The following is a 13,764-nucleotide window of genomic DNA, read 5'->3' on the forward strand; positions in this document are numbered from 1 at the left end:
TCGCGACTCTCATTAAGAATGATTCGCATTAACGCAAGCGCCTTTCTGCAACATCTGCGAGATGATGTGGAAAGGGCGCGACGCGCCGCACGCGATAGCGCTGGGGGTGTCAGCCAGTGAGTGGAATCGGCCTAGGAGGCAGGCTCAGGCCGTCTGCCGCGCCGTCAGTTCGGGCGGGAGCACAAGACTCTCGGTCGTCTCGCCCCCCAGCCGCCGCAGCAGCAGATCGACCAGGCCCCGCGCGCCCGCCGCAATGTCCTGGCGCACGGAGGTAAGCGGCGGCACGGTCTGGCGCGCGATTGGCAGATCGTCGAAACCGATCAGCTTCACATCCTCCGGCACCACGATCCCGCAGCCGCGCAATTCGGTAAGGCACAAAGCCGCGAGGGTGTCGGTCGCGGCGAAGATCCCGTCGATGTGTTGGCCATGTTCGGCAAGATGCGCCGCGATCTCCTCGCTCGCGCGTTCGGGCGAGAGATGGGTGGACAGGATGATGATCGGCGGCAGGCCCATCCGCGCGGCGATATCCTGCGCTCCGGCGAGCCGTGCGGCGAATTCCATTGCGGTCGGATCGCCGATGAACGCGATGCGCTTCGCACCCGCCGCGATCAGCCGCTCGGCCGCGATCCGCCCGCCGAGGCGGTTGTCGGTGCCCACCACGCAATGCCGCTGGCCTTCGTTGTGATTGCCCCACACCACCATCGGGCGATAGCCGTCGGCAACCTCCTCGATCCGCTCGAACTGGTCGGACTGGCCGATCACGATCACTCCGTCGATCATGCCCGATCCGATGAAACGGTCCAGCCAGTCGGGATCGCTTTCCGGCACCACGCGCCGCAGCATCAGGTCATAACCTTCGCGGGTCAGCTCGTCGGCCAGGTAGCCGAGCAGCGTCATGAAGAAGCTGTCGGAAATCTGCTGGCGGACGTCATGGCCCAGCGGGATGACAACGCCGATCACCCCGGTCTTCTGGCGGCGCAATCCGCTCGCCATCTGGTTGGGCCGGAAACCATGCTCGCGGGCGAGATCGACGATCTTGTCGCGGGTCTTGGCGTTGACGAGGTTCTTGCCCGCCAGCGCGCGGCTGACCGTGCCGGGCGAGACCCCTGCCAGACGCGCCAGATCGGTGATGGTGCGCACCGTCGTGCGCGTGTCCTTATCGTCGGCTGCGGCCATATGTCCCCTCAGCCGGTGGCAAGCTCCTCTTCACGAGGCCTGCGATGTCCGGCGTCAACCAGCAGCGTAGCCAGCGCGCCTGCCAGCATCAAGACTCCGCCGAGCATCAGCACATGGCGCGGATCGCCGCCCAGCAGCGGACGGTAGATCAATGGCATGGTGAGTGTCTGGATCAGCATCGGTATGACGATGAAAAGGTTGAAGATCCCCATGTAGATGCCGTTGCGTGCCGGCGGGATGCAGTCGGCCAGCATCACATAGGTGTTGCCCATCATTCCCGCCCAGCCGATGCCGATGCCCAGCATCAGCACGAACAGCGCGGCGGGCGTGGAGGCGCCGGGGATCATCAGCATCGCCGCGCCCGACGCGGCAAGGCACACCGCATGGGTCGGGCGCGCGCCGAAGCGCTTGACGACGGGAATGAGCGCCAGCGCGCCAAGGAAGGCGATGAAGTTGTAGATCGCGCCCGCCTGCTGGGTGGTGAGCGTCGCCTCGCGAAAGGCGCTGCTGGCCGGATCGCTGGTGTCATAGATCGAGCGGCCGACGGCAAAGGTGATGTACTGCCAGTAAGCGAACATCGCATACCACTGGCACAGCATCGCGCCCGCCAGCTGGCGCATCGGGCGCGGCATATCGCGAATCGCGTCTCCGATCTCGGCAAAGGTGGCGCGCACGGTGAGCGGCTTGCTCGCAAGTTCGAGCTGCTGGGCAGCATCCAGCGGCAGCTCGCGCACCCGCCACACCGACCACACGATGGTCGAGATCGAGAGGATCGCCCCGATGATGAAGGCGATCCGCACGATCACCGGAATGCCGTTGGCATCCAGCACGTCGCGCGCGACAAAGGCGGTCAGCAGGGTCGGCGCGAGATAGGACAGCGTCTGGGCAAGCCCGGTAAAGGCGCTCTGCGTCAGGAACCCGGTGGAGCGTTGGTCAGGCGCAAGCCGGTCCGCCACATAGGCACGGTATGGCTCCATCGTGATGTTGTTGCCCGCATCGAGAATCCACAGGAGTGACGCCGCCATCCACAGCGTGCTCGAATAGGGCATGGCGAACAGGCTGAGTGTGCAGATCACCGCGCCAATCAGGAAGTAGGGCGTGCGGCGGCCGAGGCGGGTGTTGGTGCGATCGCTCATCGCGCCGACGATCGGCTGGATGATGAGGCCGGTCATCGGCCCTGCCAGCCACAGCAACGGCATCGACGCCTCGTCCGCGCCGAGGAAGCCGTAGATCGGACCCATATTGGCCTGTTGCAGCCCGAAACTGAACTGGAGGCCGAAGAAGCCGATGTTCATCTCGATGATTCTGAGCAACGAAAGCCGCGGCTTTCCCGACATAAATTGCCTCATCCCATTCTCTCCACCCGCGCCTTATAACCTGCGCTGTGGCCAAGAGGTGACATGATTCCGTGCGACATGCAAACGTTTGCAAGATTCCTGTTGCAATCGTTTGCAGGATGATTAGGCCTCGCATCGTCAGCGCCCGAAGAAGCGCGAACCCGAGAGGAGAATTGCCATGAAATTGCGTCACGCGCTTTGCGCCAGTGCAGCTTTGTCGAGCCTGATTGCCACCCCCGCCTTCGCGCAGGACAGTGCTGAGGATATCGCCACCGAAGGCGAGGAAATCATCGTCACCGCCGTTGCCCGCAGTCAGAACCGGATCGAAAGCTCGGTCTCGGTCAGCACCATCGGTGCCGAGGCGATCACCAATCTTGCCGCACCTTCCGCCGCCGACCTCATCCGCCAGATTCCGGGCATCCGTTCGGAAGCTTCGGGCGGTGAAGGCAACGCCAACATCGCGGTGCGCGGTATCCCGGTTTCGACCGGCGGTGGGCGCTACATCCAGCTTCAGGAAGATGGCCTGCCGATCCTCGAATTCGGCGACATCATTTTCGGCAATGCCGACAATTTTCTGCGCGCAGACCGCTCGGTCGCGCGCGTTGAAGCGGTGCGCGGCGGATCGGCTTCGACCTTTGCCTCCAACGCGCCGGGCGCGGTGATCAACTTCATCTCCAAGACCGGCGAGCAGGAAGGCGGCGCGATCCAGGCGAGTGTCGGCCTCGATTTCGAGACCTACCGCCTTGATTTCGATTACGGCGCGCCGCTCGCGGACGACCTCTACTTCCATGTCGGCGGCTTCTACCGCACCGGCGAAGGCCCGCGCGATATCGGCTATAACGGCTATGACGGCGGCCAGATCAAAGCCAACATCACCAAGGAATTCGGCGGCGGCTACATCCGCTTCAGCGCCAAGTATCTCGACGATACCACGCCGACGATCCTGCCGCAGCCGGTGCGCGTGACCGGCACGGGCGGCAACCCTGATTATCAGGCGGTTGCCGGCTTCGATCCCCGGACGGATTCGCTGTACAGCCCGTTCCTGACCCCTGCACGTTCACTTGACGGGAACAACAACCCGGCCAGCTACGACTTCCGCGACGGGCTTTCGGTCAAGAGCCTCGCCTTCGGGATCGAGAGCGAGATCGATGTGGGCAGCGGATGGACGCTGACCAACCGCTTCCGCTTCGCCGACAATTCGGGCAGCTTCCAGTCGCCCTTCCCGGCGGGCGCGGGCGCTGCGCAGACGATTGCCAATGACATCGGCGGCGCAGGTTCCAGCATCCTCTTCGCCAGCGGCCCGAATTCAGGTCAGGTCGCAAACGCCGCCAACATCGGCGGCAACGGCCTGCTCACCAACGTGGTGGTGTTCAACGTCCGCCTGAACAGCCTCGACAACGTCACCAATGATTTCCGCGTCAACAAGGCGTTCGATTTCGGCAGCGGCACGGCCAACTTCACCTCCGGCTTCTACCTGTCCCGCCAGACGATCAATACCGACTGGCTGTGGACGAGCCACGTGCAGACCGTGCAGGGCGACGGGCAGGCGGTGTTGGTCGATATCCGCAATGCAGGCGGCCAGGCCGTCACGCAGAACGGCACCCTGGCCTACAGTGCCAGCCCCTTCGGCAATTGCTGCCGGCGTTCGTATGATGTCGATTACAGCACCTACGCGCCCTTCGCTTCGCTTTCGGTCGAGCTTGATCGCCTGACGATCGACGCTTCGGTGCGTTACGACTTTGGCGATGCGAGCGGCACGATCACCGGGTCGGACAGTGGCTTCGGTGTCGGGATCCGAAGCTTTGATTTTGACGGGAACGGCACGATCAATCCGGCCGAAGCGCAGACCGCTGTCCTGCCGCTCGGCAATGCCCGCCCGGTCAATTACAACTACGATTACTTCAGCTTCTCGCTCGGGGCGAACTACCTGCTGACCGATGATCTGGGCGTCTTCGCCCGCTACAGTCAGGGTGGCCGCCACACGGCTGACCGCTCGCTGTTCAGCTCTGCGGTCAGCGCGACAGATGGCGGCCTGCCGCTTGGCGATGCGGGTGTGATCGCGACTGTCGATCAGCTTGAGGCCGGGGTGAAGTACCAGTCTGGCGGTATGGCGCTTTACGCGACCGGCTTCTTTGCCAAGACCAACGAAACCAATATTGAGCTGCCCAACCGGGTATTCAACAACAACTACGAAGCTTACGGCATCGAGCTGGAAGGTTCCTATCGCACCGGCCCGTTCTCGCTCTCGGCAGGCGCGACCTGGACCGATGCCGAGATCAAGGACACCGACCCCGGTCGGGCGGCCTTCATCGGCAACACCCCGCGTCGTCAGGCCGATCTCGTATATCAAGCCACCGCGCAGTACGATGCCGATATGTTCACGCTGGGCGCGAACATCGTGGGCACCACCGAAAGCTTCACGCAGGACAACAACGATCTGATCCTGCCTGCCTTCGCACAGGTGAACGCCTTCCTCGCCTTCCGTCCGATCGATCGGGTCGAGGTGGGGCTGAATGCGCAGAACCTGTTCAATGCGACCGGCTTCACCGAGGCGGAAGAAGGTTCGATCCCGGCCAATGGCATCGTGCGTGCGCGCTCGATTGCCGGGCGCACGGTACTGGCTTCGGTGCGGTTCGACTTCTGACGAACGCCTGAAGCAGACGGGCTGGCCGCCACCTCCCCCCGGCGGCCAGCCCACTTGTTTGTGTGACGCGACGGGATGGGATGATTGCCGCGATGAATGCCGCGAGAATGGGCGCCTGGACAGCCGATGACGTCCGCCTGATCGCGCCCGCCTCTTTGGCTGCGCTGATCCCGCCGGTGGAGGCCGACCGCTCTTGCCTCGATACGGGTCGGGTCTACTGGGACATGTGGCCCTTGCAGGACGTATCCGGCAGGCGTGCCGACATGGCCGGGCGCGAGCTGTGGATGGTGCTGACCGCACCTGATCGCGGCGATCCCGGCCTGCGGCATTTCGAAGCGAAGATCCACTGGCTCGAACGGCGGGATGCGGCATGGCACGATCTCGGTCCGGTGCTGCCCGCTATGGTGGTGCCTTACGAGCGCGAATGGGCGGGGTCTGCGCTGCTCGACCATGGCGTCGTGACGCTGTTCTTCACCGCCGCCGGAACCGCCACCCGCGCCGGAGGCTACCAGCAGGAATTGTGGGCAACCAGCGCGCCGGTCGGTGCCGAGGGCTTGCCGCAAGACTGGTCGCCGCCTGCCCCGATCGTCACCGGCTATGGCCCGCACTACATGCCCGCCGATGCCCATGAGGGCGAACCCGGCAGGATCAAGGCGTTTCGCGATCCGGCCTATTTCCGCGATCCGGCTGACGGCAGCGAATACATCGCCTTCACCGCCTCGCTGGCGGGATCGGACAGTGCGTTCAACGGGGCCTTCGGTCTAGCGCGCAGAACCCCTTCAGGGTGGGTCTTGACCCCCCCTTGCCTCCATGCAGAGGGCGTCAACAATGAGCTAGAGCGCGCCCATCTGGTGTTTCACGCGAAACATTACTACGCCTTCTGGTCAACGCAGACCGCGACCTTCGCGGATGATCTGCGCCATGCACCGGGGGGACTATACGGGATGGTGGCGGACAGCATGGCAGGGCCCTGGCGGCCCTTGAACGGGACGGGACTGGTGCTCGCCAACCCCGCAGACCGCCCGTTGCAGACCTATAGCTGGTTCGTCGACGCAAGCCTTGCGGTGTGCAGCTTCGTCGACATGCTCCCTGACGGCAGCTTCGGCGGCGTGCCGGCTCCGCTGCTCCAGCTGGAGCTTGACGGTGACCGCGCGGGCCTGCGTGCGCTCGCGCCGGAGAATGCGCGCTGATGCTCGGCGGGATCGAGGCGGGCGGGACAAAGTTCGTGCTGGCCGTGGGCCCTTCGCCGGACCGGATCACCGCGCGTCACACCATCCCCACCCGCGACCCGGCAACCACACTGGCCGAAGCGGCGGACTGGCTGGCGGGGCAGGGCGGCCTCACCGCGCTCGGCATTGGCAGCTTCGGCCCGGTTGAGCTCGACCGCACCTCGCCGCGCTGGGGCTTCATCACAGCCACCCCCAAGCCGGGCTGGGCGGATTGCGATGTTGCGGGTTATCTCGGCCAAGCCCTCGGCGTGCCGGTCGGCTTCGATACCGACGTGAATGCCGCCGCGCTGGCCGAATATGCGGCGAGCGGCAATGTGGCCGGAAGCCTCGCCTACCTCACCATCGGCACCGGCATCGGCGGCGGACTGGTGCTGGACGGCAAGCCGGTGCACGGCATTGCCCATCCCGAACTTGGCCACATCTACCCGCGCCGCCATCCGCAGGACATGGATTTCGCAGGCATATGCCCAAGCCACGGCGATTGCCTTGAAGGCCTCGCCAGCGGTCCGGCGATCATCGCGCGGTGGGGGATGTCCCTGTCCGAACTGGCCGCCGACCACCCCGGTCACGCGATTATCGCCGATTACATCGCGCAAGCCTGCCACATGCTGTTTGCGAGCGTCGCCGTCGAGGAAGTGGTGATCGGCGGCGGCGTGGCGAACACCCCCGGCCTGGTCGAACGGGTCGCCGCCCGCACCCGCGAGCTCGACGCCGGTTACCTCCCCGGCGGGACGCGACACCGCGTGATCCGTCCCCGCCTCGGCGGGGATGCGGGGATCATCGGCGCACTGATGCTGGCCGAGGCTGCCGCCAAGGCTTGAGAATCCCTCGCTCCCCCGCGATAACCGGGGCGAGAGAGAAGGGAAGGGCCTCACCATGATCCGTCTGATGCTCGCGCTGCTGGCGATGTTGGCCTTTGCCGCACCCTTGGCCGCGCAGGATGTCGGGCGACTGATCGAATACGAGCGCGTTCCCGCCGCAGGCTTGCCCGACCAGCGCCTGACCATCTGGCTTCCCCCCGGCTATGACGCAGGCGATCAGCGCTATCCGGTGCTCTACATGCATGACGGGCACAATCTGTTCGATGTCACCAAATCGAACTTCAACAAGATCTGGGCCGCAGACAAGGCGATGCTGGCGGCGGTGCAGTCCGGCAAGGTCGAGCCGCATATCATCATCGGCATCTGGGCGCCGGGGCCGGATCGCTATCGCCAATATCTCCCCCGCAGCGCCTATGACGCGGCTCCTCCCGGCCTGCGCGCGCAGATGGACGCAGCGGCGGGCGGCGAGGTGGTGTCCGACCGCTATCTCGAATGGATCGCCGGGCCGCTGAAATCGTGGGTCGATGCCAGTTTCCGCACCCGTGCGGGGCGGGATGATACCGCAGTCGTCGGGTCGAGCATGGGCGGGCTGATGAGCTGCTATGCATTCCTTGAAAAGCCCGAGGTGTTCGGGCGCGCGGGATGCGTCAGTTCGCACTGGCCTGCGGTTGATCCGCGCGCGGTGGCGGGCGAGGACAGCGGGGTGAAGGAACTATGGGACGGATGGTTCGCCGCAAGGCTTGGCAAGCCCGATGGCCGGCGGGTGTGGATGGACCACGGCACGGCCACGCTCGACGCCTATTACGCGCCGTACCAGCAGGTGGTTGACGCAAGGTTCGAGGCCGCTGGCTGGCAGAAGGGCCGCGACTGGCAGAGCAAGGTCTACGAAGGGGCCGAGCACGAGGAGAACGCCTGGGCGGCGCGGCTGCCCGAGATTTTCGGGTGGCTGCTGGCGAAGGACTAGGGCTCTCTTCGTCACCCCAGCGAAAGCTGGGGCCCAGGGCTGCAAAGAACTGCGCCTGCCGCCCTAGGTCCCAGCTTTCGCTGGGATGACGGTGGCGTTTAACGCAGCGCGAAAGCTTCCTTTGCCAGCGCCTCAACAACCGCCTTGTCGGGCGCGCCTTTGGGCGAGACCCAGCTACCGCCGACGCACAGCACCGGATCGAAGGCGAGCCATTCTGCGGCGTTGTCGAGGCTGATCCCGCCGGTCGGGCAGAAACGGCACTGGCTGAACGGCGCGGCGAGGGCCTTCAGCGCAGGGAGCCCGCCCGCCGCCATCGCCGGGAAGAACTTGAACCGGTCGAGCCCCAGGTCGAGCCCGCGCATGATATCGCCCGCATTGGCAATGCCGGGGAGGAACGGCACCCCCGCAGCAATCGCCGCCTTGCCGAGGGTGTCGGTCAGGCCGGGGGAGACGATGAACTCGCTCCCCGCTTCCAGCGCGGCGTCAAGCTCGCGCGGGTTGGTGACGGTGCCAGCGCCGACAATCGCGCCTTCGACCTGCTTCATCGCCCGGATCGCGGGCAGGGCGGCAGGGGTGCGCAGCGTGACTTCGAGCACGCGAAGGCCGCCTGCGACCAGCGCTTCGGCAAGGGGGACAGCGTGGGCGACATCGTCGATCACGATCACGGGGATCACCGGCGCGGTGCGCATGATGGCGTCGATATTCATGGCTTACATTCCTCCGGTGGCGAGCATCGCGCTGGCGCCCTGTTCGGCCCCGTCAGCAAAGTGGCGCATCATGCCGAACAGCTCGCGCCCTGTGCCCAGCTCCGCGCGCGGATCGGGCGCAGGCTCGCGGGCCGAAAGGTCGGCGGTGGTCGAAAGCGCGCCCGTCGCCGCGCAGACCCGCACCACATCGCCATCGCGCAGGTGCGACAGCGGGCCGCCGCCCAAGGCCTCGGGCGTGCAGTGGATCGCGGCGGGCACCTTGCCCGAAGCGCCCGACATGCGGCCATCGGTGACCAGCGCGACCTTGTAGCCACGGTCTTGCAGCACGCCGAGCGGGGGGGTGAGCTTGTGGAGTTCCGGCATCCCGTTGGCGCGCGGGCCCTGGAAGCGCACCACCACCACCACATCGCGGTCAAGCTCGCCCGCACCGAAGGCGGCGGCGACGCTCGCCTGATCCTCGAACACGCGGCACGGTGCTTCGACCGTCCAGCGGCTCTCGTCGACCGCGGAAGTCTTGAAGCAGGCGCGGCCGAGATTGCCTTGGAGCAGGCGCATGCCGCCGTCAGCCTTGAACGGATTGGCGACCGGGCGCAGCATCGTGTCATCGCCCGCCGCGCCGACCTCGCGCCATACCAGCTCATCGCCCTCCAGCCCCGGCTCCTTCGCATAGTCGGCAAAGCCGCCGCGTCCGACGGTAAGGATGTCGGGGTGGGCCAGTCCGGCCTCGAGCAATTCGCCGATCACGAAGCCCATGCCGCCGGCGTTGTGGAAGTGGTTCACGTCGCCCGAGCCGTTGGGGTAGATCTGCGCGATCAGCGGGACGGCACCCGACAGTTCGGACAGGTCGTCCCAGTCGAGGATCACCCCCGCCGCCCGCGCCATCGCGGGCAGGTGGATCGCATGATTGGTCGAGCCGCCGGTCGCCAGCAGGCCCACCGCCGCATTGACGACCGCCTTCTCGTCCACACACAGCCCGAGCGGGCGGTAATCATCACCACCGGGGGCGATCTGGGCGACGCGGTGCACCGCCTCGCGGTCGAGCGCCTGACGCAGCTTGGTGCCGGGGTTGATGAAGGCAGAATTAGGCACGTGCAGCCCCATCATCTCCATCATCATCTGGTTGGAGTTGGCCGTGCCGAAGAAGGTGCAGGTGCCCGCCGAATGGTAACTCGCCATCTCGCTGGCGAGCAGTTCCGCGCGGGTCGCTTTCCCTTCCGCATAGAGCTGGCGGACGCGCTGCTTTTCCTTGTTCGGGATACCCGTCGGCATCGGCCCGCCGGGGACGAAGATGGTGGGCAGGTGGCCGAAACGCAGGGCACCCATCAGCAAGCCGGGGACGATCTTGTCGCAGATGCCGAGCATCAGCGCGCCTTCGTACATCGCATGGCTGAGCGCGACCGCAGTGGAGAGCGCGATAACGTCGCGGCTGAACAGCGAGAGTTCCATGCCAACCTCGCCCTGCGTCACGCCGTCGCACATCGCGGGCGTCCCCCCTGCGACCTGCGCGGTGGCGCCGACTTCGCGGGCGTAGATCTTCAGGCGCTCGGGGTAGCGGTAATAGGGCGCGTGCGCCGAGAGCATGTCATTATAGGCGGTGACGATGCCGATATTGGGGCCGCGTCCGGCGACCAGTGCCGCCCTGTCATCCGCCGTGCCCGCATAGGCGTGGGCGAGGTTCGAACAGGAGACAGCCGGGCGCTTGCCGAGATTGTCGCCCTCACGCGCGATCAGGTCGAGATAGGCGCTGCGGCTGGCGCGCGACCGTTCGATCACGCGCTGCGTTACCCGGTGGAGGGTGTCATGCAAGGGCTTACTCATGCCACGTTACTCCATCGCGTTCAGCCAGCGCGATGGCCGCGCTCGGGCCCCAGCTGCCGGCGGTGTAGGTCTTGGGGGTGAGGCCTTCCGCCTCCCATCCGGCGCGGATCGCATCGACCCATTCCCACTGCGCCTCCACCTCGTCGCGCCGGACGAACAGGGTCTGGTCGCCCTCGACCAGATCGAGCAGCAGGCGTTCATAGGCGATGCGCCGCACCGCACCGGAAAAGGCATCCGGCATCGCGATATTGAGCGGCACCGAGCGCAGGCGAATGCCCTCACGGTCGAGGCCGGGCACCTTCGCCATCAGCGAAAGGGTGATGTTCTCTTCGGGCTGGATACCGATCACCAGCCGGTTGGGCTGCATCGTCGCGCCCTTTCCGGCGAAGATCGAGTGCGGCACGCAGCGGAACTGGATCACGATTTCGGTCACGCGCTTGGGCATGCGCTTGCCGGTGCGCAGGTAGAAGGGCACGCCCTTCCAGCGCCAATTGTCGACATGCGCCTTGATGGCGACGAAGGTTTCGGTGCCGGAGTCCTTACCCAACTCCTCGTCATAACCCGGCACGGCCTGGCCGGTGATTGCGCCCGCGCGGTACTGGCCGGTCACGGTCTCGCCCGCAGTCACACCGCGCAGCGCGCGCAGCACCTTGACCTTCTCGTCACGCACGGCGGTCGCATCGAAGTGCGCAGGCGGCTCCATCGCCACGAGTGCGAGCAGCTGGAGCATATGGTTCTGCACCATGTCGCGGATCGCCCCGGCATCGTCATAGAAGGCGACACGCCCTTCGAGCCCGACGGTCTCGGCCACGGTAATCTGCACATGGTCGATATGCGCCGCGTTCCATAGCGGCTCGAACATGATGTTGGCGAAGCGCAGCGCGAGCAGGTTCTGCACCGTCTCCTTGCCGAGGTAGTGATCGATCCGGAAAATGCGGCTTTCGGGGAAGGCACCTGCAACCGCATCATTGATCTCGCGGCTGGTGGCCAGATCGGTGCCGAGCGGCTTTTCGAGGCACATGCGGACATTCTCGCCCGTCAGCCCCGCCGATTGCAGCCCCTTGATGGTCGGGCCGAACAGGCTCGGCGCGGTCGACAGGAAGATTGCGAGGCCGCGCTGCGGTGCGCCGACCTTTTCGGCGAGAGCGCCATAACCTTCGAGCGTGGTGGCATCGAGGGTCTGGTAGGCGAGCCGGTTGAGGAATTCCGCCATGCGCCCGCGCCGGTCGGCAGGGAGGTACTTCTCCAGCGCCGCGCGCGCGAAATTGCGGTATTCGCCATCACTCATGCTGCTGCGGGCCGTGCCAACGATCTTGAGATCGGGGGCGAGCAGGCCATCGGCATCGAGCGCAAACAGGCTGGGCAGCAGCATGCGCTGGGCAAGATCGCCGGTGGCTCCGAACAGCAGCAGGCGGTCAGCGGTGAAGCTCATGCGCGAAAGGCCCTTTCCCTCGTGCGCCCTACCTAGGCGCGCGGGCGCTTACCTGCCAGCTTCGCGCATACTTATTCAAGCGGGCATGGGCGTCACGCAGCCTTGCGGGCATAGAACCCGAACGCTGCGATGATCACATAGCAGGCAATCGGCAGGATCATCGCCGTGCCAAGGCTGCCGCTGGCATCGGCAAGGATCCCGGTCAGCAGCGGGATCACTGCACCGCCGAAGATGGCGATGTTGATGATCCCCGATCCGTCCGCCGCCTTGGCCCCCAGCTTTTCGCAGGCGAGGCTGAAGATTGTCGGGAACATGATCGAATTCATCAGGCCCACCGCCAGCAGGCTGTAACCGGCGGTCGAGCCGGTGGTGTTGGTGGAGAACAGCACCAGCGCAATCGCGCCCGCGGCCACGCCCGCCAGCACCAGACCCGGGCTGACAAAGCGCAGCACTGCCGAGCCGATGATCCGCCCGACCAACGCGCCGCCCCAGTAGATGAAGATCAGATCGCCCGCGGCTTTTTCCGTGAGGCCCATGACATGGTCCTGCATCAGATAATTGACGATCAGCGAGCCGATCGCGACTTCCGCGCCGACGTATAGGAAGATGCAGAACGCACCGAAACTGAACCGCGTGCGCGATAGCAGGTCGTTCCCGAACAGCCAGACAGCAGGCGCTGCCAGCATCAGGACAAGGCCGATAATGTTGTAGCCATAGGTGGTCAAAACGGCACCCGGGACAATCAGCCCTAGCCCAATAAGGTAGCGCGGAGTTGATACGAGGGGTGTCTCGCTTACCATTGCTGGATTGTGCGGCAGGCGGTTTCGGAATGCCCAAACCGCAGCAGCAACCACTGCCAACGCAGCTGCAATGCCGAGGTAGCCATTCACAATCGCCTGCGTTTCCGCCGTACGATAGGCGTCAAGCTCCGCGCCAGAAAGGTCGGCGGCCGAAACCCCGGCAAGTCCGCCGAGGATGAGCGCTGACCCAATGATCGGGAAAATCGTGGTCCCCATCGAATTGAACGCCTGAGCAAATGTCAGGCGGCTGTGCGTAGTTTCCGGCTTTCCAAGCATGGAAATGAGGGGATTAGCGACAACTTGGACGATGACTACGCCGCTGGCCAAGACGAAAAATGCGGTCAGAAAAAGGCCGTAAGTCGCGGTTACGCTAGCCGGAATAAACAGTAGGCAGCCGCAGAGCATCAGGAGGAGGCCCAGCACCGCGCCCTTCATGTAGCCGACGCGCTTGACCAGCGCTGCACCCGGCACGCCTGCTGCAAGGTAAGCTGTGAAGAAATAGAACTGGATCAGCATCGCCTCGGTGAAGGACAGGCCGAACAGCTCTTTGAGCTTGGGCAGGATGACATCGTTCAGCGAGGTGATCCCGCCGAAGATGAAGAACAGCGCAAAGACGAAATAGTTGAGGCCCGGCGCATATACCTGCGGCGCGTCGCTCAGTTCATCCCCCGCGGCAGTTGCCGCGCTCACCCCCGGTGCCATCGCCATTGTCGCTCTCTCCCATAGCGCACGCGTCTTGCTAACGTTCACAATCCGTCCGCTGTCTCACAATTGCAAGACCCCTGCCGACAAATCCAGTGCGAATAGCAATGCAGGGCAAGCTTGCGCCCCGCTAT

Annotated in this window: 10 protein-coding genes; 4 read left to right on the plus strand and 6 right to left on the minus strand. The window is 65.2% G+C overall.

Features of this window, described 5'->3' with window-relative positions; genetic code table 11:
* Positions 1–144: 144 nt before the first annotated feature.
* Positions 145–1,176 (minus strand): LacI family DNA-binding transcriptional regulator, encoded by a 1,032-nt coding sequence (locus KVF90_RS07485; protein WP_264394222.1) that lies wholly within the window; start codon positions 1,174–1,176, stop codon positions 145–147.
* Positions 1,177–1,184: 8 nt separating this feature from the next.
* Complete coding sequence (locus KVF90_RS07490) at positions 1,185–2,513, minus strand: MFS transporter (protein ID WP_264394223.1); 1,329 nt, start codon at positions 2,511–2,513, stop codon at positions 1,185–1,187.
* Between the two features lie 178 nt (positions 2,514–2,691).
* Here KVF90_RS07490 and KVF90_RS07495 point away from each other — a divergent pair, with 178 nt between their 5' ends.
* The 4 genes from KVF90_RS07495 (at position 2,692) to KVF90_RS07510 (ending at position 8,171) form a co-directional block, all read left to right on the plus strand.
* On the plus strand, positions 2,692–5,157 hold the full coding sequence (locus KVF90_RS07495; RefSeq protein ID WP_264394224.1) for a TonB-dependent receptor: 2,466 nt from the start codon (positions 2,692–2,694) through the stop codon (positions 5,155–5,157).
* Between the two features lie 107 nt (positions 5,158–5,264).
* Positions 5,265–6,347, plus strand: a complete 1,083-nt coding sequence (locus tag KVF90_RS07500) for a glycoside hydrolase family 68 protein (protein ID WP_264394225.1) — start codon at positions 5,265–5,267, stop codon at positions 6,345–6,347.
* Complete coding sequence (locus tag KVF90_RS07505; protein ID WP_264394226.1) at positions 6,347–7,207, plus strand: ROK family protein; 861 nt, start codon at positions 6,347–6,349, stop codon at positions 7,205–7,207. Before KVF90_RS07500 ends, KVF90_RS07505 begins: the two co-directional genes overlap by 1 nt.
* Positions 7,208–7,262: 55 nt before the next feature.
* Positions 7,263–8,171: an alpha/beta hydrolase gene (locus tag KVF90_RS07510; RefSeq protein WP_264394227.1), complete on the plus strand. Its 909-nt coding sequence runs from the start codon at positions 7,263–7,265 to the stop codon at positions 8,169–8,171.
* Positions 8,172–8,269: 98 nt separating this feature from the next.
* Here KVF90_RS07510 and eda read toward each other — a convergent pair whose 3' ends face one another.
* The 4 genes from eda to KVF90_RS07530 all read right to left on the minus strand — a co-directional run bounded on the left by eda (position 8,270) and on the right by KVF90_RS07530 (position 13,636).
* On the minus strand, positions 8,270–8,878 hold the full coding sequence (eda, locus tag KVF90_RS07515; RefSeq protein ID WP_264394228.1) for a bifunctional 4-hydroxy-2-oxoglutarate aldolase/2-dehydro-3-deoxy-phosphogluconate aldolase: 609 nt from the start codon (positions 8,876–8,878) through the stop codon (positions 8,270–8,272).
* Positions 8,879–8,881: 3 nt separating this feature from the next.
* Positions 8,882–10,696, minus strand: a complete 1,815-nt coding sequence (gene edd, locus KVF90_RS07520; protein WP_264394229.1) for a phosphogluconate dehydratase — start codon at positions 10,694–10,696, stop codon at positions 8,882–8,884.
* Positions 10,689–12,128, minus strand: a complete 1,440-nt coding sequence (zwf, locus tag KVF90_RS07525) for a glucose-6-phosphate dehydrogenase (protein WP_264394230.1) — start codon at positions 12,126–12,128, stop codon at positions 10,689–10,691. The genes edd and zwf overlap by 8 nt, the downstream gene beginning before the upstream one ends.
* 92 nt (positions 12,129–12,220) lie before the next feature.
* Positions 12,221–13,636, minus strand: a complete 1,416-nt coding sequence (locus tag KVF90_RS07530; RefSeq protein WP_264394231.1) for a sugar MFS transporter — start codon at positions 13,634–13,636, stop codon at positions 12,221–12,223.
* Between the last annotated feature and the right edge of the window lie 128 nt (positions 13,637–13,764).

Source organism: Porphyrobacter sp. ULC335, from assembly GCF_025917005.1.
In the GTDB taxonomy this organism is placed as follows: domain Bacteria; phylum Pseudomonadota; class Alphaproteobacteria; order Sphingomonadales; family Sphingomonadaceae; genus Erythrobacter.

Bases quoted from the DNA above. Each gene is read 5' to 3' on its own strand.
- KVF90_RS07485 (WP_264394222.1), bottom strand. From the start codon at position 1,176: ATGGCCGCAGCCGACGATAAGGACACGCGCACGACGGTGCGCACCATC.
- zwf (WP_264394230.1), bottom strand. From the start codon at position 12,128: ATGAGCTTCACCGCTGACCGCCTGCTGCTGTTCGGAGCCACCGGCGAT.
- KVF90_RS07495 (WP_264394224.1), top strand. From the start codon at position 2,692: ATGAAATTGCGTCACGCGCTTTGCGCCAGTGCAGCTTTGTCGAGCCTG.
- KVF90_RS07505 (WP_264394226.1), top strand. From the start codon at position 6,347: ATGCTCGGCGGGATCGAGGCGGGCGGGACAAAGTTCGTGCTGGCCGTG.
- KVF90_RS07490 (WP_264394223.1), bottom strand. From the start codon at position 2,513: ATGTCGGGAAAGCCGCGGCTTTCGTTGCTCAGAATCATCGAGATGAAC.
- KVF90_RS07510 (WP_264394227.1), top strand. From the start codon at position 7,263: ATGATCCGTCTGATGCTCGCGCTGCTGGCGATGTTGGCCTTTGCCGCA.
- KVF90_RS07530 (WP_264394231.1), bottom strand. From the start codon at position 13,636: ATGGCGATGGCACCGGGGGTGAGCGCGGCAACTGCCGCGGGGGATGAA.
- edd (WP_264394229.1), bottom strand. From the start codon at position 10,696: ATGAGTAAGCCCTTGCATGACACCCTCCACCGGGTAACGCAGCGCGTG.
- KVF90_RS07500 (WP_264394225.1), top strand. From the start codon at position 5,265: ATGGGCGCCTGGACAGCCGATGACGTCCGCCTGATCGCGCCCGCCTCT.
- eda (WP_264394228.1), bottom strand. From the start codon at position 8,878: ATGAATATCGACGCCATCATGCGCACCGCGCCGGTGATCCCCGTGATC.